General features: G+C 58.5%; 20 protein-coding genes. 9 read left to right on the top strand and 11 right to left on the bottom strand.

Annotation, left to right across the window (positions count from 1 at the left end; genetic code table 11):
- The first annotated feature begins 11 nt into the window (after nt 1–11).
- On the top strand, nt 12–2,336 hold the full coding sequence (locus QQM41_RS02905; protein ID WP_339077646.1) for a hypothetical protein: 2,325 nt from the start codon (nt 12–14) through the stop codon (nt 2,334–2,336).
- Here the strand turns inward: QQM41_RS02905 and QQM41_RS02900 are convergent.
- The 3 genes from QQM41_RS02900 to QQM41_RS02890 form a co-directional block, all read right to left on the bottom strand.
- On the bottom strand, nt 2,333–4,303 hold the full coding sequence (locus QQM41_RS02900) for an OPT family oligopeptide transporter (RefSeq protein ID WP_339077645.1): 1,971 nt from the start codon (nt 4,301–4,303) through the stop codon (nt 2,333–2,335). The two genes, QQM41_RS02905 and QQM41_RS02900, sit on opposite strands and share 4 nt — an antisense overlap.
- Before the next feature lie 177 nt (nt 4,304–4,480).
- Complete coding sequence (locus tag QQM41_RS02895) at nt 4,481–6,346, bottom strand: alginate export family protein (RefSeq protein WP_339077644.1); 1,866 nt, start codon at nt 6,344–6,346, stop codon at nt 4,481–4,483.
- A 246-nt stretch (nt 6,347–6,592) separates the two neighbouring features.
- On the bottom strand, nt 6,593–7,249 hold the full coding sequence (locus tag QQM41_RS02890) for a hypothetical protein (protein ID WP_196332527.1): 657 nt from the start codon (nt 7,247–7,249) through the stop codon (nt 6,593–6,595).
- 76 nt (nt 7,250–7,325) lie between these two features.
- Between QQM41_RS02890 and QQM41_RS02885 the strand changes: the two genes are divergently transcribed.
- A complete protein-coding gene (locus QQM41_RS02885; protein ID WP_012812599.1) occupies nt 7,326–7,556 on the top strand; it encodes a DUF3126 family protein in 231 nt (76 codons plus the stop codon).
- Nucleotides 7,557–7,677: 121 nt separating this feature from the next.
- Here the strand turns inward: QQM41_RS02885 and QQM41_RS02880 are convergent, their stop codons facing one another.
- A complete protein-coding gene (locus QQM41_RS02880; RefSeq protein WP_050819367.1) occupies nt 7,678–8,289 on the bottom strand; it encodes a DUF2939 domain-containing protein in 612 nt (203 codons plus the stop codon).
- A gap of 193 nt (nt 8,290–8,482) precedes the next feature.
- Here QQM41_RS02880 and QQM41_RS02875 point away from each other — a divergent pair, with 193 nt between their 5' ends.
- From QQM41_RS02875 to QQM41_RS02855, 5 genes are all read left to right on the top strand, one after another.
- A complete protein-coding gene (locus tag QQM41_RS02875) occupies nt 8,483–9,295 on the top strand; it encodes a molybdopterin-synthase adenylyltransferase MoeB (protein ID WP_339077643.1) in 813 nt (270 codons plus the stop codon).
- A gap of 278 nt (nt 9,296–9,573) precedes the next feature.
- A complete protein-coding gene (locus tag QQM41_RS02870) occupies nt 9,574–10,596 on the top strand; it encodes an SH3 domain-containing protein (RefSeq protein ID WP_339077642.1) in 1,023 nt (340 codons plus the stop codon).
- 32 nt (nt 10,597–10,628) lie between these two features.
- On the top strand, nt 10,629–12,089 hold the full coding sequence (gene pyk, locus QQM41_RS02865) for a pyruvate kinase (protein WP_339077641.1): 1,461 nt from the start codon (nt 10,629–10,631) through the stop codon (nt 12,087–12,089).
- Nucleotides 12,082–12,219, top strand: a complete 138-nt coding sequence (locus tag QQM41_RS02860) for a hypothetical protein (protein WP_339077640.1) — start codon at nt 12,082–12,084, stop codon at nt 12,217–12,219. Before pyk ends, QQM41_RS02860 begins: the two co-directional genes overlap by 8 nt.
- A gap of 14 nt (nt 12,220–12,233) precedes the next feature.
- On the top strand, nt 12,234–13,448 hold the full coding sequence (locus QQM41_RS02855) for an SMP-30/gluconolactonase/LRE family protein (protein WP_339077639.1): 1,215 nt from the start codon (nt 12,234–12,236) through the stop codon (nt 13,446–13,448).
- A gap of 13 nt (nt 13,449–13,461) precedes the next feature.
- Here the strand turns inward: QQM41_RS02855 and QQM41_RS02850 are convergent, their stop codons facing one another.
- On the bottom strand, nt 13,462–14,616 hold the full coding sequence (locus QQM41_RS02850) for an MFS transporter (protein WP_050819372.1): 1,155 nt from the start codon (nt 14,614–14,616) through the stop codon (nt 13,462–13,464).
- A 64-nt stretch (nt 14,617–14,680) separates the two neighbouring features.
- Nucleotides 14,681–15,181: a hypothetical protein gene (locus tag QQM41_RS02845; protein ID WP_080986854.1), complete on the bottom strand. Its 501-nt coding sequence runs from the start codon at nt 15,179–15,181 to the stop codon at nt 14,681–14,683.
- A 141-nt stretch (nt 15,182–15,322) separates the two neighbouring features.
- Here QQM41_RS02845 and typA point away from each other — a divergent pair, with 141 nt between their 5' ends.
- Complete coding sequence (gene typA / locus QQM41_RS02840) at nt 15,323–17,140, top strand: translational GTPase TypA (RefSeq protein WP_050820348.1); 1,818 nt, start codon at nt 15,323–15,325, stop codon at nt 17,138–17,140.
- A 354-nt stretch (nt 17,141–17,494) separates the two neighbouring features.
- Nucleotides 17,495–17,794, top strand: a complete 300-nt coding sequence (locus tag QQM41_RS02835; protein ID WP_050819373.1) for a hypothetical protein — start codon at nt 17,495–17,497, stop codon at nt 17,792–17,794.
- Between the two features lie 184 nt (nt 17,795–17,978).
- Here QQM41_RS02835 and QQM41_RS02830 read toward each other — a convergent pair whose 3' ends face one another.
- The 5 genes from QQM41_RS02830 to QQM41_RS02810 all read right to left on the bottom strand — a co-directional run bounded on the left by QQM41_RS02830 (nt 17,979) and on the right by QQM41_RS02810 (nt 24,551).
- On the bottom strand, nt 17,979–19,235 hold the full coding sequence (locus tag QQM41_RS02830; protein ID WP_087651459.1) for a D-amino acid dehydrogenase: 1,257 nt from the start codon (nt 19,233–19,235) through the stop codon (nt 17,979–17,981).
- Between the two features lie 224 nt (nt 19,236–19,459).
- Complete coding sequence (locus tag QQM41_RS02825; RefSeq protein WP_003622489.1) at nt 19,460–20,476, bottom strand: NAD(P)/FAD-dependent oxidoreductase; 1,017 nt, start codon at nt 20,474–20,476, stop codon at nt 19,460–19,462.
- 163 nt (nt 20,477–20,639) lie between these two features.
- Nucleotides 20,640–21,860 (bottom strand): NADP-dependent isocitrate dehydrogenase, encoded by a 1,221-nt coding sequence (locus QQM41_RS02820; RefSeq protein ID WP_339077638.1) that lies wholly within the window; start codon nt 21,858–21,860, stop codon nt 20,640–20,642.
- A gap of 399 nt (nt 21,861–22,259) precedes the next feature.
- On the bottom strand, nt 22,260–23,510 hold the full coding sequence (locus QQM41_RS02815) for an IS701-like element IS1452 family transposase (protein ID WP_012812328.1): 1,251 nt from the start codon (nt 23,508–23,510) through the stop codon (nt 22,260–22,262).
- A 45-nt stretch (nt 23,511–23,555) separates the two neighbouring features.
- On the bottom strand, nt 23,556–24,551 hold the full coding sequence (locus tag QQM41_RS02810; protein ID WP_339078140.1) for an IS481 family transposase: 996 nt from the start codon (nt 24,549–24,551) through the stop codon (nt 23,556–23,558).
- Nucleotides 24,552–24,633 lie beyond the last annotated feature (82 nt).

Genomic DNA, 24,633 nt, shown 5'->3' with positions numbered 1-24,633 from the left:
AAGGCGGGCATATGCCCGCTTTTTCTTTTTCTGCCCGCCATCGGTTTTGTGCACATTGGCCCGTATGGCACGTGGTTGTGCTGGTGTTGCTGCCTGTGCTGGTGCATCTGCTAGAACTGCTTGGCCCGGCCCTGTGGGGTGGCGCAACGTCCGACCCCATTTCCGTGCTTTCGGCAGGTACGCAAACGCGGCGTAACTGGCTGGAAGGCGGCATTCTGCCCGGCCTGCCGGGGTGGGTGGATGGCTGCGCGGGCGTGATTGTGCAGGCACTGGGGCATTTGGCCGCGGCAGATTGGCGGCATGGTATTCTGCCGTGGTGGAACCCGTATAGCGGCGTGGGCATGCCGCTTGCGGGGGAGTATCAGCCCGGCGCGTTCTTTCTGCCTTTTGTGCTGCTTTTAGGGCTGCCCGGTGGGTTGCTGTTTCTTAAAATTGCGCTGCAAATTCTGGCAGGTTTTTGCATGTACGCCCTGTTGCGCAAACTGGGGATGGATGCGCGCGTGGTGTTGGCGGGGGCCGTACTGTGGGCGTTTAACGGCACGTTTGCATGGGCATCGGATGGGCCAAGCCAGCCGCTGGCCTTTTTGCCGCTGGCCCTGCTGGGGGTGGAGGTATTGCGCGGCACAGCACGTGGCTGGGCTGGTGTGCGTAACTGGAGCATTCTGGCCCTTGGCTTGGGTGGCATGGTGCTTTCCAGCTTTCCCGAAACCGCGTTTTTGCAAGGCACATTGGTGCTGTGCTGGGCGCTTTTGCGGCTGGCGCAACAGCCCGCGGGGGCGCGTGCACCGTTTGCCGCCGCCATTGCGGTTGGGGGCAGCGCGGCGCTGCTTCTGGCCGCCCCGCAGCTTGTGGCATTTGCCACTTATCTGCCCCATGCGTGGGTGGGAGACCACGCAGCGGGTATTTCCATCACCCAGCCCATAACGTGTTGGGCCATGGCGCTGTTTCCCTACATCAATGGCCCCATCTTTTACGGCCCGGCTTCTCGGTATGAGGCATGGTGGAGCGTGGGCGGATACTGGGGCACCGTGCTGCCGTTTTTGGCTGTTCTGGGCCTGTGGGGGCGAAGGGAGCGGGCTGCGCGTATACTGCTGGCGGCCTATTTTGTGGCGTGTGTGGGCAAGCAGGCCAACCTGCCGGGCATAGCCCAGCTTGTGGATATGATACCCGGTATAGCGCTCACGTTTTTTCATCGCTTTTGCTACCCGATGGAGGAAATGGCGCTTCTTCTTCTGGCTGCCTTCGGGCTGGATGATGTGTGCCGCCATGCCGCCATTCAGGCGCGCGCGGAGGGTGCAAAACAGCGCACCAAAAATTGGCTGGCAACAGCATGGCCCGCATTATGCGCCGGAGGCGTGTTGCTGTTGGTCACCTATACCGTGTGGCGCTGGAACGCCCCCGCGCGGGCGGATTTATGGGGCTTTGCGCAGGGGCCAGTTTCTTCCCGCTTTTATGCGTTTGGTTCCGTGCTGGCTGGTGGTGCGCTGGTGGCGCTGTGCCTTGCCGCGTTGCTGTTGCCCATTCTGGCGCGGTGGCGGGTGGCGGTTCTGGCAAGTGTTGTGGTGGCAGAAGCACTTTTTCTGTTTTGCGTGCCGCTGCTCTCCACCCGCAGCGTATTGCCGGTAGATGCCACGCTGATAAACACCATGAAGGCCCAGATCGGGCTGAACAGATTTGTTTCCCTCGGCGGGTTGGCCCCCAATTATGGCGCGTATTTTGGGCTGGCCTCCATCAACCACAACGGCGTGCCCATGCCCGCTGCGTGGATTGCCCGTTTGCAGCACGATTTTGGCACAAACCTCAACCCCGTAACGTTTGATGGCATTACGCCCAACACCCCAAATGGGCACTTCTTTTTGCAGGATGTGCTGGGCCAAAAGCCGGAGGTGTTGGAACGCTTGGGCGTGGCGCTGGCGGTGGTGCCACATGGCATGGCCTTGCCGGGCCAGCAGGAGGCCCCTGCCGAAAAACGCCTGCAACTTCTTTACAGCAGTGCGGCGAATGATCTGTACCGCCTACCGCATCCCACCCCGTATTTTGAGGCCCCCGAGAACTGCGAGATCCAACCACTTTCACGCACCGCACTGCGCACAAGTTGCCGCACGCCTGCTACGCTTATCCGGCACGAACTCATGTTGCCCGGCTGGCATGTGCGCATAAACGGGCAGAAAGCCGCCCTTGGGTATGAAGAAAACCTGTTCCAGCGGGTAGCTTTGCCAAACGGGCCAGCGGAAATTCGCTTTTCCTTTACCCCACCCGGCATGGCGTGGGGCTGGGCGGGGCTGGTGTTTGGGCTGGCCCTGCTGGGGCTGGGCTTTGGGCGCGGGCAGCGTTAACGGCCCAGTGCTTCGGCTTGCAGGGTTTTGCGGGCAAACCACCAGCACGCGGCCCCAAAAGCCGCAACGCCTAACACAGGTGGCAGGCTTTGGGGCACATATTGTGCGATAGAGAGGGCATCATCCTGCCCCAGCGCGCCAGAAAGCACGGCCAGCGCCACGCCTGTCAGGCTTTCACCCACAATAAAGCCGGAGGCCAACATGGTGCCAATGGCGGCATTGGAGGTGGAAGCACCCTGCGCGGTTTGCGCCCTGCGGGTTTTGATATGGTGCTTTAGCCCCCAGCCCAGAATGGCTCCAAAAGCCAGTGTAATGCTGACAGAGGCAGGCAGATACAGCCCCACCGCCACACCCAAAGGCGGCAATGCCATATGGCGGCGGCGCAAAAGCTGGTCCACCCCCACCAGAACAGCCCCCAGCACCATGCCAATTGAGAGCATGCTCCAGTCTAGCGAGTGTGTGAAAATGCCATTGGCAATCATGGCTATCAGCGCGGGTTGTGGGGCGGAGAGCGCATGTGTGGGGTCCATGCCTGGGCGGGGCATGGCGCCCGCAAAACCGTAGGCCTGATAAAGCAGGTTTAGCACAGGTGGAATAACCGCAGCGCCTACCACGCAGCCTACAATCAGCGCCACTTCCTGCTTCCACGGTGAGGCCCCAACAAGCTGCCCGGTTTTAAGATCCTGCAAGTTATCGTTGGAAATAGCCACTGTGGCGGTAATGGCCGAAAGCACTAAAATGGTAAAAGCCGTGGCCAGCTTTTGCCCTTCCGCCATCATGCTGGTGGGGGCAAGGCCCAAGGCTTCCAACGCCAGAATCATCAGAGCGGAAAGCACAGCGCCAATAATGATAATGCCTGATATGGGGGAGGAGGATGAGCCCACAATGCCCGCCATATAGCCGCAGGCAGCGGCCATAATAAAACCGAACACAATGCAAAACAGCACGGCAGCGGCCACAACAGGCCAGAACCCTACCGCAACAGGGGCCAGAAAATACGCAAACAGCCCGGCCAGCATGGCGGCAGAAAGCAGCAGCAACAGCCCCATGCTGCGGCCAGACATATCGCGCTCGGCATCGGGCACCAGTGTTTGGCCACGGCCTGCAAACATGGCGCGCAGGCCACGTAGTACAGGGGGCATAAGCTCCACCAATGTCCAGAGTGATGCCACGGCAATGGCGCCCGCGCCAATAAAGCGCACCTTGTGCAACCACACATCATGCGCAAAGGCGGCAGGGGCCAGATGCTCCGGGTTGGGCAAATGGGCCGTAAGCCACGGCACACCCATGCCCCACGCCAAAATGCAGCCCAGCAGCATGGCCAGCCCGCCTGCCAACCCTACCAGATACCCCGCACCCACAAGGGCAAGGGAAAGCCCGCCTGAAAACTGAAACACCGCTGCCCCGGCCGAGGCCGTAAGGGTGAGTGTATCTGCCAAAAGCCGCAGCCCGGCACTGGCGAATGAGAAAATCGTGGCAATAACGCCGCCGCCAATAAGGGCACGCAGCCCTTGGCTATGACCTTTTTCTGCCCCGGCGCGCAGAATTTCTGCCGCAGCCACACCCTCCGGGTAAGGCAGACTGCTTTCCGTTACCAGCGCACGCCGCAGCGGGATGGTAAACAGCACGCCCAATATGCCCCCGGCGAGGGAAAGCCCAGCCGTTTGCCAGAACGGAAAGTTCTGCCAGTACCCCGCCATCACCAGCCCCGGAAAAGTGGCAAACACGCAAGAAAGCGTGCCCGCTGCCGAGGCCTGGCTTTGCACCATGTTGTTTTCCAAAATGGAGCCACCACCCAGCATCCGCAGCACCGCCATGGAAATAACCGCGGCAGGAATGGAGGAGGCAAACGTTAACCCAATACGCAGGCCCAGATACACGTTGGAGGCGGTAAAAACGATGGTGATAAGCGCGCCCAGTATAAGCCCGCGCAGGGTGAGTTCTCGGCGGGTGGGGGATGGCGTCATGCTGGGGCCTCGGGCTGCTGCTTGGTCTGGCTGTGCAGGGCGGCCCGATGGGTGCATGTTCAGGACATGCGTGGCGCGTGGGGCTGCCCCGTCTGGTTTGTATATGCTGCAAGCATTACGATGGACGGGGCAGTTTGTCTGTACCGCAGTGCCCTTATGGGGCACGCAAGGGGGGTGTTAGAACGTCAGCTCCAAGTTGCTCTGCACGAACGCGCCGGAGGAGGCGCCCGCGTTGATCATGGTTTTGGAGGCAAAAATATATTCACCATCAATGCTTAGCGTAATGTGGCGCGTGGCACGCCACGTAAAGCTGGCCTGCGGCATGGTGGCTGTATAGGCCCCGTGTGGGCGCAGGTTATAAAAAGCCGTGCCGCTGGCATAAATGGCATCCTGTTTGCTGTTGCGCCACACCACGGGCACCTTCATCAGCAAGGTGGTGTTAGGGGTGGGGGAAACCGTGGCAATAGGCCCTACATCAATAATGTTGGATTGCCCGATATAGGTGCTGATATCCAGGTAATAGGCGCTGGGCACGTAGGGTGAAAGAAAGCTGCCCCAACTGCTGCTCTGGCTTTTGTTCATGTTGCCGCCAGACACATCATCCACCTGAATGCCCACAGCCGGATGCCCCGCCCATTTGGCAAAGCGCCATGAAAGTGTGGCGTTGACGGAATAGGCAGAAACAGGCCGTGTGGGGCCGCTTTTGGCGGCGCGGAATTCTCCACCCTGCCACATGCCGCCAACAGAGAATTCAAGCGGCCCGGCGTTGCCCCATACGCGCATGCCCGGCGTATCGCGGTGGGTAGAGCCCGCAATGCTGCCACCTGCTGCGGTGGGCAGGGCGCTGCTGGCCAGAATAATGCCGTAGTAAAAGCTATCTACAAACACCTGGCTGCTTTTGCCTAAAAACGAGAACTTGGGCAGCGCGTAAGATGTGTAAGCCCCAAACAGGCGAGATCTCCACCCCACGGTATCATGGAAGGCAATGGGCGGGCTATTATCTGTAAGGGTCAGGTAAAAGCCATCTACGCGAAAGTTCTTCCAAAAGGCATAGCCGCGCAGGCCGTTCCATGAATACGGCAGCGTGGGGTACACGCTTCCTGCCGTAAAATACGGGGGTGCATCCAAAAAGGTCATGCGCCCGGCCATGCCGCCTACGGTGGCGCCCAGCACCTTGCCGCGCACTTCTACAAATGCCTGCTGGGCATCCAGCTTGCTGCGCCAGCGGCCCCCGGCATAGCCATAGTAGTTTACACCTGCGGCCTGCCCGCTCATCAATTCACCATACAGGCGGACGTGTTCACCCAAGTGCAGGTCTGCGCCCAGATTCCAGCGGAAGTTGTTGCGGTAGGCGGGGTCTTTTTTAATGGTGCCAAAGCCTGCGCGCTGATCATAAAAATTGTGCTGGCGGAAGTTGCCGCTGAAGGACAGATAAATATCGCCTTCCTGATTGAAGGGAATGTATTTGAGCGCATCCATGGCATCCAGGCGGTTGCGCTTGTCCCGCAGGCTGGACCAATCCTCCGCCCAACGAGAAACAGCGTAATACCCCACGGTGCCAAACCCTGCGGCGGCCCCGGTATTGGCGTTAAATACCCCCCACGGCCCTTGGTGCAGCAGGGCAGTAGGCAGGGGCGAAAGCTCCAGAGACTGTGGCTGACCATACGCTTCTGGCCGGCTGGTGAGCGGGGGCAGCAGGCGCGCATTGTCCCAAAACCCCGGTTTGGCCGCCGGTGCGGCAGAGGATGTCACTTCTGCTGGTGCTTCCTTGGCGGGCACAACGGTTGTTGCGGGGGCCCTGCGCACAGGAGCAGATGTGTGCGGATAATGCAGATGCGCAGCATTAGGTGCTGTTTCTGCTGCGTGTGCAGATGGGGCAAGCCACACGGCAGCCCCGGCGGCAGAAGCTGCAAGCAGAATGTGCAGGCCAAAGGCAGGCCAATAAGCAGGCGTACGGGCAGAAAAGGCAGGAGGAGAAAAAGCCGGACAGTAAACGGCGGCAATGGCCTGTCCGGGACGAGAAAATCCGGGGTATGCGGTCATGGGCCGGGGTTCGCTTCTTGTTATTTTTTTTGAGAGATATTCTAATAATGAATATCTAATATTTGGATGTTACCACTTCACGCGCTCAGGTCATATCTAAATTGCGTGTGGTGCATTCCTGCCCTGTGCAGCGTTTTGGGCTGAACAGGCGCGTATAAACCGGCTGAAACTGGCAGTATTTCTTGGTTTTTTGTGCCAGCTTCAGGGTTTCATAAAAACTGTTTTAAAAAATCAACAAAAAAGTGTTCAGCCATCCAGCCTGTTCAGGCACCGCTGCGCGCGGTCAGACAGATGTACATCATGCACATGGGCCACAGCTTGGCGGGCCTGTTGGCGCCATGCGTGGCTCATACCTATGGGGGAGCACACGGCCTGCACATCGGCCTGCAAGGGGCCACCCTGTTTGGTGGCGGCCAGCACAATGGCCGGGTGCTTGGGCAGGGCGGCCTGCATGGTTTTATAAAGTGTGTGCGTTGTGCGCGAATCTGCTGCGGGCAAAAGTGCGGGCACAAGCCGCGCGGCATCGGGCTGGCCAGAGGCTACGGCGTGCTGCACATCCGCCCACCCTTTTTGGCGCGAGAGGGCTTGTGCCGTCTGGGCTGCGCCATCATGTTCCACCATGTTCAGAATATGGGTGGTGCGTTCTGGCTGCCGTGCAGGCAGCGGGGCATGTTGCAGGGCAAAAAGGCACATCCCCACCGGCACGCAGGCAGAAAGCACCGGCACAAGAGCACGCAAGAAACGCAATGGCAGATCCTCCTCTAACCTGTGGGTTACATGCACTGCAGAAAGTGGCGCTGGCAGGGCAATGCTGCGGAAAGGTTGCGGCAGCGTGGGTGGTTGTCCTATAGCGGGGCCACAGATCGGAAAGGCGGCCGCGCCAGTGCCCGGTCGCTCCACCATTTTTGGGCGGGGTGGCCCATGCCTGCGCGGCCTGTCTTATTTTGGCGCAAAGTTATGCCAGCAGGAAAAGAATGACATGAGCGGTTCCATATCTCCTTCAGAAATCTCCCGGCTCCAGACAGCTCTGCGCAGGCTGCTGGGTTCCGAAAAGCTGACCATCAACCCCGCACCCCGTGCAGGTATGTCTGTTGAACTGGCAGCAGATGGTGAAGTGATTGGCACCATCCATCGTGATGATGAAGATGGTGATGTGTCCTACGCCGTAAACATTGTGGTGCTGGAAGAAGACCTGCCCGCAGCCAAATAAATCGGCGCACAGGCTTGCAAGGCCACTTCATGCGTAGGCTGGCACTCTATTGCTGCCTGCGGGTGGGTGGCCTTTTTTATAAGGGCCACCCACATGCGCTAGGGAGAAGGCGGGTTAGATTTCAGGCGTTGGACGGCGCCGCAGAAGCCTGAAGCACTGGAGCCCGCGCAGTGGGGAATTCCACATTGGTAATTTTCCAGCGCCAGCCCTGTATCCGCATTTCAATGCGCAGGGGCGTTTCACGCTCATGCCCCGGCAGGGGCACTTCCGCCACAAACTGATCAAGCCGTGCAAACCTTACGGAAGCATGGGCCGCCAGAGAGGCGAAGGAAATATTGGGCTGGCTGACCGGCACCGCCGCCGGAATGGCCTGATCGACCAGCATGCCCAGATTGTTTTGCGTAACCGTGGTATCCACCGCATTAGAAACAGCGGTGGCAGCAAAGGATTCACCAAACTCGGGCAGATCGTCCGAGGTAGGCACAAGGTGCAGGCCATTCAGCGTCTGATGCTTGATGGAGGCATCCAGCGCCCCCCAGTTGATGACCTGGCCAAGGGCCGTCATATCGTGCGAATGCAGGGCGGAACCCACGCTCCACAGCGTGACAAAAGGGGAAGCCAGATACACACCCAGCGCTGCTGCGGCTGAGGCAACACATATCCCCCGCGCGGTCTGGCGCGGGGTCAGACTGGCTGCTCGGGCAGGTTGCCCAAACTGAGGAAGGGATATCATGTTTGCATTCCTCTTATGTTGATTTTGCAGGTTACTATAACAGAAGCATACCTCTGATGCACACTAACATGTCATGTTTTGGGTGTTATTACAAAAACGTGATTTCTGCCACAACACGAAGCATGATGGCTGTTTAACGCCATTCTGACCGATCGGTTCACTGCCTTTTTTACTTTTTTCAGGACGCCCCACCATGATTTCGCAGTTTTCTGAAGACGAGATCCAGCGCTATTCCCGCCACATTCTTTTGCCCGAGGTTGGCGGAATTGGGCAGATGGCGCTGAAAGGGGCTTCCGTGCTGATTATTGGCGCGGGGGGCTTGGGTTCACCCACGGCACTGTATCTGGCCGCAGCCGGTGTGGGGCGCATCGGGCTGGTGGATGATGATGTGGTGGAGCTTTCCAACCTTCAGCGGCAGATCCTGCACGCCACGGCCGATGTGGGCCGCAGGAAGATAGACTCCGCCCGCGCCACGCTGGAGGCCCTCAACCCCGGTATTGTGGTGGAAACACACCCCCAGCGGCTGGATGCGACATCCGCAGAAGGGCTGATAAGCCAGTACGATCTGGTGTGTGATGGGTGCGATAACTTTGCCACCCGCTATGTGGTGAACGCCGTTTGTGTAAAAACCCGCAAAGTGCTGGTTTCTGCCGCTGTGCAGCGGTTTGAGGGGCAACTTTCCACCTTTCGCCCGTGGCGCGGTGGGCCGTGTTACCACTGCCTCTACCCACAAACCGATGGTGAAGCCTCTGGCCTGAGCTGTGGTGAGGCCGGGGTGTTTGGTGCCGTAACGGGCGTGATGGGCACCTTGCAGGCCACCGAGGCCCTGAAGGAGCTGCTGAACATAGGGGAAAGCATGGCTGGGCGTTTGCTGATGTGGGATGCCCTGCGCACGCGCTTTACCACCATTATGCTGGAGGCAGACCCCAACTGCCCCGTATGTGGCGGCATGGGGGCGGAACACGCCCACACGCCCCAGCAACAGGCCGCACCTTCTGCTGGGTAGGCAGCCACAAACACATATGCGGCTGCGACTCCTGTCGCACTTATAGATGCTGCACCTTCAGGCAGCGGAGAATACGGGCCTTTTCCCCAAGGGCTGTGCAGGCAGGGTGTGTTGGGCATAGGCTGCATGTGCGGGGCATGTCTGGCGGGAATGCAAGGTTTGGCTTAGATTTGCCGCGGCTTTGGCAGGGCAGGGCGTGCGCCCTTATCTGCCGCCACGCGCGGGATAAGGTGTGATGCCTCTTGCCCCGGCGCGTCTCTCTTGGCAGGGATGCAGGCATGATGTTCACACGCTCTTCCATTTTCCGGCTTCACCTGCTTGCCTGTGCGGCAGGCTGTGCCGTGGCTTTTGCCAGTGTTCCCACGGTTTCTGCCAATGCGGCAGAGCAGAAAAAAACCTCGGCGCACAGCCACCACGCGCATCATGCAGGGGCCACGCATGAAGGCGCTTCTGCCAAGGCGGGAAAAAAGGCTTCCGCCAAGTCGGACACCGCAAAGTCAGACAGTGCAGAGGCCAAGGCCGCACACAGCAAAAAGAGCAAGCATCATAAAAAGCACCACGCGGCTGGGCATGAGGCCACAGCCACACATGCCGCTGCCGCCAAGCACCACCCCGCCGCCACGGCTGCCGTAGGGGCCGCAGCGGGGGCAGGGGCAGTTGCCGCTGGCACAGCCGCAGCAGATGCCGCAAACCCGGCCACTCCTCCGGCAGATGCCGCGCCAGAACCACCAAAGGGCACTGTAACGGGCTTGCCGCTGCCACGTTATGCGGCATTGCGGGCGGATGAAGTGAACATGCGTGCCGGGCCGGGGCAGCGTTTCCCCATTATCTGGGTGTATCATCGCCGCGGTATGCCGGTGCGGATCGAGCGTGAATTTGACGTGTGGCGTCTGGTAGAAGACCCCACGGGCCAGAAGGGCTGGATGCAGCAGGCCACCCTTGCAGGCGGGCGAGATTTTCTGGTGCCGGGTGAACCCCCGGGGGATGATGCCCCCATAGCACCCAAGCTGGACAAGAATGGTGAGAAAATTCCCGCATCCGGCCACATGGATACGCGCGTTGTAGAAACAGTGCCCACGCTGGATGATGCCAAAAGTATTGCGGGTGCCGTTATGCTTCGTGCAAGTGCCAGTGATGACGCCCCCGTTGTAGCGGTGCTGAAACCGGGTGCTGTAGGCTCTGTTAAGGAATGTGCGGCGGGGTCTGCCTGGTGCAGGGTTTCCGTTAAACAGTATAATGGCTGGGTGCCACGCAAGGCGATCTGGGGTGTGGATGCTGATGAGGCCGTTAACCCCTCCTGAAAGACCCCAGCGGACTAGAAGGAGAAACAGATATGGCTGAATCCACACAACAGGGTTCGGGCGCAGAACAGGCGCAAACCTACCGTACTAAAATTGTGGCCACACTCGGCCCGGCTTCTTCAGATTATGCAACCATCCGCGATCTGGCTTTGGCCGGGGCGGATGTGTTCCGCTTCAACTTCTCCCACGGCACGCATGAAGATCACGCCGCCCGCCACGCCATTGTGCGGCGGTTGGAAGAAGAACTGGGCACCCCTATTGGTATTCTGGCCGATATGCAGGGGCCAAAGCTGCGCGTGGGCCGCTTTGCCGCAGGCCGTATTATCTTGCAGCCGGGTGCCACCTTTCGGTTCGATCTGTCTGACGTGCCGGGGGATGAGCACCGCGTAAACCTGCCGCACCCGGAAATTATCAGCGCCGTGCGCCCCGGCAGCCGCCTGCTGATGGATGATGGCAAGCTGGCCGTTGTGGTGGAAAAGGTAGGGCCAGACTGGATAGAAACGCGGGTGGATGTAGGTGGCCCGCTTTCTGACCATAAAGGCGTGAACGTGCCGGATGTGGCGCTGCCTATTCCCGCCCTGACGGAAAAAGACCGCAAGGATCTGGCCTTTGCGCTGGATCTGGGGGTGGATTACGTGGCCCTTTCCTTTGTGCAGCGGGCCGAGGATGTAGCGCAGGCCCGTGCGCTGGTGGGTGAGCGCGCCGCCGTGCTGACCAAGCTGGAAAAACCGCAGGCCGTTGAAAATCTGGACGCCATTCTGGAACTGTCTGATGCAGTTATGGTGGCGCGTGGGGATCTGGGCGTTGAACTGCCGCCCGAAACCGTGCCGTTGGTGCAAAAGCGCATTATCCGCGCTGCCCGCAGGCTGGGCAAACCCGTTGTGGTGGCCACCCAGATGCTGGAAAGCATGATTTCTGCCCCAACCCCCACACGGGCCGAGGCATCGGATGTGGCAACAGCCGTGTTTGATGGTGCAGATGCCGTAATGCTTTCTGCCGAATCCGCAGCGGGCAAATACCCGCGTGAGGCTGTGCGGATTATGAACCGCATTTTGTGGCGGGTGGAGGAAGATGCCGGTTGGCAGGCCCACATGGCCGCAGCCCGTCTGGCCCCGGAAGATTACGTGGCCGATGCCATTGCCAGTGCTGTGCAGCAGGTGGCGGATACGCTCAAGGCCCCGGCCATTGTGGCTTACACGCACCGCGGCCCCACGGCGCTACGCATTGCGCGTGAACGGCCCACATGCCCCATTCTGGGCATTACGCCCACACATACATCTGCCCGGCGCATGGCGCTGGTATGGGGTGTGCGGGCCTTTGTAAGCGCGCCGCACAAGCCCACAACCACGGTGGAAGATGTGGTGGAGGCCGCGCTGGATGTGGTGAACCGGGCAGGCATAGGGGCGGAAGGGGATTCCGTGGTGATAGCCGCCGGTGTGCCCTTTGGCGTAAGTGGGTCCACTAACCTTTTGCGCGTGGCGCGTATTGGCTGAAAACCGTGCAGGGCAGGGGGTTTGCAATGGCTCCATGCCCTTGCGCAAAGGGGTTGCCGCAGCCAAAGGGGTGACAGTGCAGGGCCAAGGCAGTATGCACCCGCTCCATATGGCAGAAATTGCCCGGTAAACGCAGGAGGCTCAATGGCACCCCCACGTAGCAGGCTGGCAAGACGCGCAATGCTGAAAGGCATAACCGCGCTTTCTGCAACCGTGGCGGCCCCGGTGCTGGCCCGTGGGGCGGATGAGGTTCTGCCCGATACCGTGCGCCCGCCCGATGTTACCACCAATCCGCCGCGCCAATGGGGGGTAAACGCTCCGCCCGTTTATACGCCAGACCCGGACGTGCTGGTGATAGATCGCTCCTTCCGCGATCTGCTGTACGGCAACGCCGCGCTGCACCGTGTGTGGGATAAAGGCACATGGCTGGAAGGGCCTGCGTGGTCATCCCAAGGGCGGTATCTGCTGTTTAGCGATGTGGTGGCAAGCCGACAGTATCGCTATTTGTGGGAAACGGGAGAGGTAACGGTTTTTCGCCCGGAATCCTACCACGCCAATGGCAACACGTTTGATTATCAGGGCCGCCAGATTACGTGCGAGCACTTTCTGCGCCGCGTGATCAGGTGGGAGCACGATGGCTCCGCCCATGTGGTGGCCGACAAGTTTGAGGGCCACTCCCTCAACTCCCCCAATGATGTGATAGCCCACCCGGATGGCAGCATCTGGTTTACCGATCCGGGATATGGAGACAACGTGGCCGAAGGCCATGCTGACATGCCGGGCGGTGAGGCCAACCCGGATGGGCATATCCGCTGGAAAATAGGGGAAGAACTTATTGGCACGCTGGGTGGTTCGCGCCGGCAGGCAGACCATACCTTCCGTGTAGATGCCACGGGCCATCTGGATGTGGTGCTCACGCAGACGCAGTTGCCCAACCCCAACGGGCTGTGCTTCTCGCCCGATTTCTCGCGGCTTTATGTTATTTCATCCGGCAAGCAGCCGGGCGGGCATGGGCATGATGGAGATCAGGCCGTGCATGTGTTTGATCTGCACAAGGAGGAACTGCCGCTTTCCAACCCGCGCCTGTTCACCAACATGCGGTTTGAAGGCGTGCAGATGGGGCCAGATGGCATGAAGGCCGATGTGCACGGCAACATCTGGTGCGGTGTAAGCGGGCCGGTGGGGCTGTGCGGGGTGTTTGTGTTTAACCCCGAAGGGCACCTTATTGGCCGCATTCGTCTGCCGCAGAGTGTTTCTAACCTGACGTTTGGCGGCCCCAAGCGCGATTGGCTGTTTATGTGCGCGGGGGATTCCCTCTACCGTTTGCAGGTGAACACCCAAGGCGCCGCCCCAGCCTGAGAAAGCGCAGCGATTAGGCGCTTTTCTTCAGGAGCAGGGGCAGCAGGCCAAACAGCGCACAGGTGATGGCGGCAAACCATGCCAGACCATCTGGCGCAGCGGCCATGGAACTGGCAGCCAGCGCAGGCCCCGCAAACGCGCCCGCACCCCATGCAAGGGAGCTGAGGGTGTAAATGGCTATCAGGTCTCCGCCCTTATAGCGGTCTCCCACAACAGACATGGCCACTGTGTAAATACTGGCAAACACGCCATCCCACGCAAACAGCACCGCATGGGCTATGCCGGGGTGATGGATAGCCACCGGCCACAGCAACGCGCCCGCCGCAGCCACCCCGGCTAATGAAACCAGAAGCCAGCGGCGGCTTGTGCGGTCTCCTATCCAGCCAATGGGAATCTGGAACGCAGTAGCACCCAGCAGCATGATGCTCAGTAACAGTGTGGCGCCATGTTCTGACCACCCGGAGTGCATGGCATACAGCGCCAGAAAAGAGGTGGCGGCCGAATCCAGCATGGCAATCAGCAATGTTGCGGCAATGGCTATGGGGGCCAAAGGCAGATAGCGCAGCAGGCTGGGGCGTTGTGGGGGTGTAAGCTGCGGGTGCGGCAACCACGGTGCTGCCACAAGGCCGGTGGCAACCAGCAGGCCAATACTGGCACAGGCAAAGGGCAGGGCGCTGGTGCGACCCGTTACAGTTAGCAAGGCGGGGCCTGCTGCAATGCCAATGGAAAGCAGCGTGCTGTAAAGCCCCATCACGCGGCCTCTGGCGTGGTCTGGCGTAATCTGGTTCAGCCAGCTTTCAGAAAGCACCAGAATAATCTCGCACGCAGCCCCCAGCACGGTGCGCAGGCCAAACCACACCCAGATGAACGGCAGCAGCGGAAAAAGGGCCAGCGTGGCCGCGCCCGTAAGCAAAGCCAGTGTAACGGCTCGCTTGGGCCCCAAGGCCATGCTGATGCGCGGGATAAACGGCGCAATGGCCAGAGAGCCCACAGCGTGCATCATGGTGTTGGCGGCAATCATGCCGGTGCCAAAGCCCAGATCCACCATTTCCAGCGTAAACAGGGGCGCACCCAGCCCCATAACCAGCCCGAACATAAGCCCTACAACAGTAAGGGAAAGGGTGGGGGCGGCGCTTATGGCAGAACGCGCAGGGGGGTGAAGCAGCATAGGCTGGCTTGTAGCCGGTTGCGTGCGCCGGAGCCAGCCTTCACGCCCTTGGGCGTGTGCGCATTTAGAACAGTTTGTTGATAAGCGTGTTGCCAATGCCAAATCCCGCGCCAGATGCAAGGGAATGGGCAAAGCCGGAGTTGATCACATCATTCAGCACATTTTCCACTTCCGGCTTGACGGTGCTGAGGGCGGAGGGCTGCGGCGGGGCCACATTCTGCTGCACCTGTGTGGCAAGGGCCGTGTGCAGGGCCTGAAGCAGGTTGATAACCTGAGATTGCTCATCACGCAGGGAAAGGGCCAGTTCCTTCAGGTCCAGCAGCCATTCACGGGCCTGCATATCTCCGCCATCGGCTGCGGTTTGCATTTTGGCGCACAGCGTTTGCAGCGCGGTGGCAGATTGTTGGGCCTGTGCCTGAAACTGGTTGTAGGTTTGATCTATGGCCTGAATATCCATGCTAAAAACCCTTTCAATATAATGTGTTCTACGGTGCGGAGCACACCACCATAAGGGGGTAAATGCAAGCCGTGCGGCCTGTGTGCAGCCACCCCCGGTGGCAGCCATGATACGCACTGGTGAGGATTTTGCGTGCATTCCTGCGCGCGGGCGGCTATTTGTCTGGCCAAGCAAACATCAGCAAAGCCATTCTCCACCCTTTCAGGCAGAAAGCGGTGGCGTGGCCCGCAGGGAATATCAGGCCTTTACATGGATATCCGCAATATCGCCATCATTGCCCACGTTGACCACGGCAAGACGACTCTGGTTGACGAACTGCTCAAGCAGTCGGGTTCGTTCCGCGAAAACCAGCACGTTGCCGAACGCGCAATGGACAGCAACGATCTGGAACGCGAACGTGGCATTACCATTCTTGCCAAGTGCACATCCGTTGTCTGGAAAGATACCCGTATCAACATTATTGATACACCCGGACACGCCGACTTTGGCGGGGAAGTGGAACGTATTTTAAGCATGGTGGATGGCGCCATTGTGCTGGTGGACTCCGCCGAAGGTGCGCTGCCGCAGACCAAGTTTGTGGTTGGCAAGGCACTGGCCCGCGGCCTGAAGCCAATTGTGGTTGTGAACAAGATTGACCGTGGCGATGCCCGCCCCGATGAAGTGCACAACGAAATTTTCGATCTATTTGCAGCCCTTGGCGCAAATGATGAGCAGCTTGACTTCCCGATGCTGTTTGCTTCTGGCCGTCAGGGCTGGGCAGATGAAACGCTGGACGGCGCCCGCAAGGACCTGAGCCCGATGTTCGAGCTGATCCTGCGCCATGTGCCAGCTCCGAATCTGGACAAAGACAAGCCCTTCGCCATGACAGCCACCATTCTGGAAAGTGACAACTTTCTGGGCCGCGTGCTGACAGGCCGTGTGGAACAGGGCCGCGCCAAGGTGAACATGCCTGTTAAGGTGCTGCGGGCCGATGGCTCCGTGGTGGAAACAGGCCGCCTGACCAAGCTGCTTTCCTTCCGTGGTCTGGACCGCGTGGGTGTGGAAGAAGTGGAAGCTGGTGACATTGTGGCCGTGGCCGGTTTGTCTGAAGCCACCATTCCAGACACCATTGCCGCCCCGGAAGTTGAAGCCCCGCTGGAAGCTATTCCGGTTGATCCGCCGACACTGTCCATGACCTTCCGCCTGAACGATGGCCCGCTGGGTGGCCGTGAAGGCAAGAAGGTGACGTCTCGCCAGATTCGTGACCGTCTGTTCAAGGAAATCGAAAGCAACATTGCTATTCGCGTGACAGACAGCCCCGAAAGCGAAGCGTTTGAAGTGGCTGGCCGTGGTGAACTTCAGCTTGGTGTGCTGATTGAAACCATGCGCCGTGAAGGCTTTGAGCTGACAATCGGCCGCCCGCGCGTGCTGTTCCGCACCAATGAAGAAACCGGTGAGCGCGAAGAGCCTTACGAAGAAGTTACCATTGATGTGGACGAACCCTATTCCGGCGTTGTGGTGGAAAAGATGTCCCTCCGCAAAGGCCAGATGCAGGACATGCGCCCCTCCGGCGGTGACAAGGTGCGCCTCACATTCGTCATCCCGTCTCGCGGGCTGATTGGTTATCACGGTGAATTCCTGACCGACACGCGCGGCACGGGTATCATGAACCGTCTGTTCTCCCACTACGGGCCTTATGCTGGCACCGTGGAAGGCCGCCGCAACGGGTCTCTGATTTCTGCAGAAAACGGGGCAACCACGCAGTACTCCCTGTTCTCCCTGCAGGATCGTGGCACGCTGTTCGTGGATGCGGGTGAAACGGTTTATCAGGGCATGATCATTGGTGAGCATTCCCGTGAGAATGATCTGGAAGTAAACCCGATCCGTGAAAAGAAGCTGACCAACATGCGTGCCGCCGGTAAGGACGAAGCCCTGCTGCTGACCCCGCCGCGCCGTATGTCTTTGGAACAGGCTATTGCTTACATTGAAGATGATGAGCTGGTGGAAGTAACCCCATCTGCCATCCGCCTGCGTAAGCGGTATCTGGACCCGAACGAACGCAAGAAGCGCGCCAAGAAAGTAGACTGATTCTGTAACTTGTGGGCTGCCTAGCTTTTGGGCAGCCTGTAAGTGTGGCGCGTTTATGGTGTAGGCATATTTTTTTCGGTTACATCATTTTGTCACATACAGAAGTGCTTTAAGTGCTTTTTCCTATAAAAACCGCCTGTTACAGGGCGGTTTTTTTGGTTTTGCCCGTGCCAATATGGCCTGTTTACGGCTGTCAAGTGGCAGAGCGGTGATATGTGCAAAGATTGCACAAATTTTAGCTCAAGACGCTGTGCTTTTGCCGTGATAATAAGCAATGCATAAACCGGTCTATGTGCTGGATGCGGGGTTGTCCTGCATGAGGCGGATTGGACCACAGGTTTTTGGAGACATTCTATGATTTCTCGTCGTCTGCTTGCGGCTCTGTCCACCGTTGCCCTGCTGGGCGCCGCTGCTCCTTCCTTCGCTCAGGAAGCTGCTGCTCCTGCCGCACCTGCTGCTCCGGAAGCTGCTGCTCCTGCTGCTGCCCCAGAAGGCGCTGGCCCGGCTGCTGAAGAAGCTGGTAAAACCGAAGAAAGCAAAGGTGCAGCTGCCCACAAAGGCCACAAAGGTAAGCACCACGGTGGCAAGCACCACGGTAAGAAGAAAGCCGCAGCTCCGGCTTCTGACGCTTCTTCTTCCGAATCTGCTCAGTAATAACCCGGCAGAAAGGGGCACTGCGTTACAGGCGCGGTGCTTCCTGCCTGCTGCGGCATAAAGCTGCGCACATTAAAAAGGCCGCTGGTGGTTTTGCCACTGCGGCCTTTTTTTGTGCCCGATGTAGAGGGCTGTTTTTTATAAACAGCTAGATCAGCGCCACAGCGGGCAAGCCCGCGCCAGCTTAGTTATAGCGGCTGATAGAAAGATCCAGCGCCGGAATATCGGGCTTTTTGCCGTGCACAAGGTCTGCAATCAGGCGGCCAGACCCACAGGCCATTGTCCAGCCCAGCGTGCCGTGGCCGGTGTTTAGCCACAGGTTTGTAAAGGCGGGCACGGGGCCAATAACAGGTGTGCCATCTGGCGTGCAGGGGCGCAGGCCTGTCCAGTATGTTGCGGCGGTCAGGTCTCCGCCGCCAAACAGTTCAGAAAAAGAAAGTTCCAGCGTTTCACGCCGGTCGGGGCTTAGCTTCTGGCTATAACCCGTCAGTTCCGCCGTGCCACCTACCCGGATCCGGTTGCCAAGCCGCGTAATGGCCAGCTTGTAGGATGTATCATTCACGGTGGATGTGGGGGCGTGGGTTTCATCCGTAAGGGGCAGGGTGAGGGAATAACCTTTTACGGGGTAAACGGGCAGATGCACGCGCAACGGGTGCAGCAGCAGCGGGCTATAGCTGCCCATGGCCACAATGTAGGCATCACCCCGGAAGTGCCCGGCACTGGTGCGCACAGACATAATCTCATCCGCTGCGGCATCCAGCCCCAGAATGGTGGTGTCATATACAAACTTCACACCCTTGGCTTCTGCCATGCGGGCCAGCCTTTGAGTGAAAATATGTGCATCGCCCGATTCATCACCGGGTAAATACAGCCCACCCGTAAGCAGATGCTTGGCATGGGCTAGGCCGGGTTCGTGCTCTAAAACCTGATCCACCGCCAAAAGCTGGTGCGGAATGTTGGCTTCTGCCAGCAGGCGCATATCGTGCTGGGCGGTGTCTATCTGTTTGTTGGTGCGGAAAAGCTGGATCAGCCCGCGCTGCCTGTCATCATACGTAATGCCGGTTTCTTCACGCAGGGCGTCCAGACAATCACGGCTGTATTCGGCAATGCGCAACATGCGGGATTTGTTGATATCATACGCATGGGCATTACAGTTTTTTAAAAGCTGTTCCATCCAGCGCAGCATGGCCAGATCAAACCGTTTGCGAATAACCAGTGGGCTGGTTTTGGGGTGCAGCATCCACTTTGCGGCCTGAAGCGGCAGGCCGGGAGATGCCCATGGTGTGGAATATCCGGGGGAAACCTGCCCCGCATTGGCAAACGATGTTTCAAGCGCTGGGGCGGGCTGGCGGTCTATCACCGTGACTTCATGCCCAAGGCTGGCCAGATACCAGGCCGATGTCACCCCGATAACGCCAGCGCCGAGAATGATGACTTGCACGGTTTTATCCTTACTCACAAGGCAAATGGATCAGGTAGGCACCATACCTTGCTGCGCCCAACCGCGCCAGAACCCGGAAGAAAACTGGCATGGCGCACGCTGTAGGGAGGTATGCGAGAATAACGCGCAAAAAGTGCCTAACCCATTGCACAACAAAGATGCGTTTATAAAAAATGGCGGCATGTTGTGCCCGCTTGGGGCCATGCCGCCATAATGGCGTGGGTTTAGGCAGGCACACCTTTGCTGGTGGAATATTCAAAGTGCAACGCCTGATCCGGGTTCACAATGGGGTAAATGGCGTGAGCGGCCATGGCGGCTTCACTAAACCCTTGCAAAATCAGCTTCAGCTTGCCGGGGTAGGTAGCCACATCGCCTACGGCAAACACGCCCGGCAGGCTGGTTTCACAGCTTGAGGGCGTTACGGGAATGGTGGAGCGCATGGTATCCATACCCCACCGCGCCACAGGCCCCAGATCTGTTGCCAGCCCAAAGAAAGGCAGCAGCACATCGGCTTCCAGCATGCGGGTTGCGCCATCCAGATCAGCCACTTCCACGCCTTCTAGCGCGCCGTTCTGGCCGTGCAGGGCGTGGAGCTGATAGGGCACCACTTTTTCAATCTGCCCGGCGGCTACGGCCTCATCCAACTGGCGCAGGCTTTCCGGCGCACCGCGGAACCTGTCACGCCGATGCACGAGGTACAGCTTTTCTGCATTGTCTTTGAGGGAAAGCGCCCAATCCAGCGCGGAATCGCCACCACCGGCAATAACAATACGGCGGCCTGCAAAATCGGCTTTGCGGCGCACATAGTATTGCACGGCCCCGGTATCTTCAAACGCTTCCAAACCTTCCAGCGGCGGACGGTTGGGGCCAAAGGCACCTGCACCGGCGGCAATAATAATAGCCTTGGCCTTTAGCGTGGTGCCCTGGTTGGTGCCCAGCGTAAAGTTGCCCCGGTGGCCCTCAAGGCTTTCCACCCGGTGCTTGAGCAGGCGCGGGATGTTGAAAGGGGCAATCTGTTCTTCCAGCCGGGCAATAAGCTGCGCGCCTTCTACGGCGGGGCAGGCGGGAATATCGTAAATCGGCTTTTCCGGGTACAGGGCTGCACATTGGCCGCCCACTTCTGGCAGCACATCAATCAGCACACAGTTCAGCCGCAGCATGGCGCACTGAAAAGCGGCAAAAAGCCCGGCTGGGCCAGCGCCAATTATGGCTACGTCTGTTTCTGCTGGCGTATCAGTCATGGCGTGGCGTGATGCTCCCTTATCTGGTTACATTAAAATGCAGTTTCTGTTTTGCGCCAGCACGGGCCGGCGCGCAATGGCCTAGAATAAGCAACACCCCGAAGCAGAATTTGCTCCGGGGTGTGCGGATATGCTCATGGCAAAAAGACGTGCGGCAGAAAGTTCAGCCTTTGGCCAAGGCCTGCTTGAGTTTTTCATCCAGCACATCAAGGAAGGGCTGCGTGTCCAGCCATTTGGTGCCGTTGCCCACCAGTAGCGCCAGATCCTTGGTCATCTGCCCGCCTTCCACGGTATCTACGCACACTTTTTCTAGCGTGTTGGCAAAGTGCACAACGTCTGGCGTATCATCAAAGCGGCCGCGATAAGCCAGCCCACGTGTCCATGCAAAAATGGAGGCAATGGGGTTGGTGCTGGTGGGCTTGCCTTTCTGGTGCTCACGGTAATGGCGGGTGACGGTGCCATGCGCGGCTTCGGCTTCCACCACATCGCCCGTGGGGCTCAGCAGTACGGATGTCATGAGCCCAAGGCTGCCAAAGCCCTGTGCCACAATGTCACTTTCCACATCGCCATCGTAGTTTTTGCAGGCCCATACATAGCCACCCGGCCATTTAAGGGCGCAGGCCACCATGTCATCAATCAGGCGGTGTTCGTAGGTCAGACCCAGCTTTTCGAACTCGGCCTTGAATTCCTTTTCGTACACTTCCTGAAACACATCCTTGAACATGCCATCATAGGCTTTCAGGATGGTGTTCTTGGTGGACAGATACACCGGCAGCTTGCGGTCTCGCCCATAGGAGAGGGAAGCACGGGCAAAGCCTTCGATGGAGGCACGGGTGTTGTGCATGCCCAGCGCCACGCCGGGGCCCTTGAAGTCATGCACATCCAGCGTAATGGGCTCACCACCATCTTCGGGAATGTAGTTGAGCGTCACCTTGCCGGGGCCGGGGATTTTGGTTTCCGCAGCGCGGTAGATATCCCCATAGGCATGGCGGCCAATCACGATGGGCTTTGTCCAGTGCGGCACAAGGCGCGGCACGTTGGAGCAGATGATGGGTTCACGAAAAATGGTGCCATCCAGAATATTGCGGATAGTGCCGTTGGGTGAACGCCACATTTTTTTCAGCCCAAACTCCTTCACCCGTGCTTCATCGGGGGTGATGGTGGCGCATTTTACGGCCACGCCGTAGCGTTTGGTGGCTTCTGCGGCTTCTACGGTCACCTTGTCATCCGTGGCATCACGGTTTTCTATGCCCAGATCGTAATATTTCAGGTCAATATCCAGATAGGGCAGAATCAGGCGCTCACGAATGAAGTGCCAGATGATACGGGTCATTTCATCCCCGTCCATTTCCACCACCGGGTTCTTGACCTTGATTTTAGCCATAATACTGCATCCGATTCGAAGAGTGTCTTGCATTCGTTGCGCGCAGATGTGGAATACGCATAGGCATCATGCAGTGCGCGAATTGAGACCATAAGCAGGGATGCAACACTGCGCTGTTCACGATCAGGACAGAACAGGCCCTGTTGGGCGCAATGGTGCTTATGCGCGGGCAAAAATCTTTGTTTTTTGCGGGGTAGGCCTTGTTATCACAAACATGTCAGGACCTTGGGATGGTGGGCATCTCATTCCGGTCAAGAGGTGCCGTGGGAGAGATGTTATGCTACCACTACAGTTGCATTTTGTGTCGTGAGTGAGCGCGGATAGCACTGGCCTGATGCGTTCGTCGAAAGACGGACCATCTGAGGATGTGAGAGACGGGTAGTCTGCGTTGTGCAAGTTTTACGACGAGGCGCCTGATCTCCTGAATGGACCAGCGGACAAGGACTGTCGTGTTCTGAGTTGTGTTTTTTTCGGTTTCAGTGAGTTTGCCTGGTAACGGACACTGGCCATGACGGCATAGGCCAGCATGACCAGAGAGACATGCCGATGCCAACCATGCCAGGAGCGGGTCTCGTTATGATCAAGACCAAATTCGTTTTTGGCCGTCTCGAACCCTTCTTCGATCCTCCAGCGCGTCCCTTCAACGTTCACCAGTTCCTGCGTGGTTGTCCCTTTCGGGCTCCAGGTCGTAAAATAGGCAAGGTCCCCGTCAGCGATGTTTCGGCGGATCAACAGGCCACGTGTCCATGGTCCGGCTATAGGGCAGTCAAATTCTTCAGCATCCAGATCAGCAAGCGGAAGATACGCCCAGTCATAAAGTCGCTCACCTTTTGTGCCGTGCCCCGCTGACAGACGACGCCAGGCCTGGTCTGGCAGTCCTGCTGCAATATCTTTCGCCTCTCCGGCAATCAGCGGTTCCGTTGCCCATGATCCGAACCAGTGATTGCCCTTGACCCCAAGCACATATCCAATTCCTGCCCGGCGAAGCGTGCGTTCTACGTCGCCCACGCCATACACGCTGTCTGCTGCAACCCAGCGGAACGGCACACCGGCCTCAATACTTCGCTCAATCATCATCGAGGCTAACGCCGGTTTGGTTGCAAACACCACGTCATCGGGAACGTGGGCCCGCTTCAGACGCTCAGGCTTTGATGTCCAGTCTTTCGGGAGATACAGGGCGCGGTCAATAAAGGCATGCCCCCGTTCCGAAACATAAGCGCCAAACACACCAATCTGGCAGTTCGTGATCTTGCCGGCAGATCCCGTATACTGCCGCCCCACACCGCAGGACGCCTGACCCTTCTTCAGAAAACCGGTCTCATCAATGACCAGCACGCCCTCTTCAGTGCCCAGATGCTCAATCACATAATCCCTGACGACGTCACGAAGGGCATCGGCATCCCAGTGCCCGCGTCCCAGAAGCGCCTGCTGCCGCCATGGACCAGGATCTCCTGCGGCTTCCGCTCGCATCCATCCCGTCTTGCGTGGTTCATTGCCAATCAAAACATCAAGAAAAGCACAGGCCGAATCTACGACACGTTTTTGCGTGAACAGCGGCGCCATCCGATCCTTGGCGGACCGAAGCGAGCGCGCCCATAATTCCAGCGTCTCTTCAACAGACGTACCGCCACTCATCATATCCTGAATCATGGTTACCCATAGATTCAGAACTCAACACAAAATGCAACTGTAGTGCTACATGTCAGGTTGTGAGACGTCATTGGCGTAATCAAGGATTTCGTCGACCTGTTTCATGATGTCACGACCAGCCGGTTTGATATAGTCTTGATTACGTGACGCGGGATGTTTTTCAAGCCATGAGATGATGCATTGGGCGGGAGCGATGCCGCCCAGAACACGCTGCGGGCGATGATTGTAGGCGAAACAGAAGCCTCTGAGCAGAATTTCCAGATCTTCATGGTTTGAGACACAGACCTGCAGTACTTCTGTAGCGACACGGCCATTGAAGCGTTCCACCATTCCATTGGTCTGAGGGGAGTAAGCCTTGGTCCGGCGTCGGTCGATTCCCATGTCATGACAGGCTTTTTCGAAGGCGTCCGCTGTAAAGCAGGAGCCACGATCGGTCAGGATATGGGTGATCCGGAAAGGAAAGGCCGATTTGACGGCATTGAGGAAATCAACGGAATTATCCGCATTTTCCGCGTCATAAACAGCCAGGTGCACTGAACGGGAACAGCGATCGATGGCGACATACAGAAAACGTTTCCGCCGGTCCCCATCTGCTGTCTGTAATTTTGGCAGATGTTTCACATCGATATGGACATAACCGGGATCGTAATCGCGGAACTTTCCCTGTCCCCGAACTGGTCCGGCCTTTGGAACAGGAGGCAGCCTGTTCAATCCGGCGTCTTTCAGTATCCGCCAGATATTGTCCCGGTTCAGATGCGGCAGGAAATGCCGTAAGACAAAGGTCAGATCATCCAGACCAAAACCGGTAGAACGCCGAAGCTGACAGACAATGGCGCGCTCCTCCTCCGAGGCTTTCCAGGCCAGCCTCCAGGGACGGCTGCTGCGGTCCTGACAGGCGTCCGAACCACGCCTGCGCCACTTGCGGACTGTTTCATCGCTGATCCCGTAGCGTCTGGCGAGCACGGATGTCGGTTCTGACGAACGAGCTATCTCAGCCCGGACAGCCGGTGTCGTGCGTGCCTGTGGGTGGATCTGAAGCATCATTCGGTCTCCCTGCAAACGGAAGAAAACAACGAAGCATAACGCGGTATCGCCCACGCTACATCATCCCAATGACGTCTCA

The sequence above is a fragment of the Acetobacter sp. AC2005 genome (genome assembly GCF_037901235.1).
Taxonomy (GTDB): domain Bacteria; phylum Pseudomonadota; class Alphaproteobacteria; order Acetobacterales; family Acetobacteraceae; genus Acetobacter; species Acetobacter oryzoeni.
This window is presented reverse-complemented; position numbering and strand designations above follow the sequence as displayed.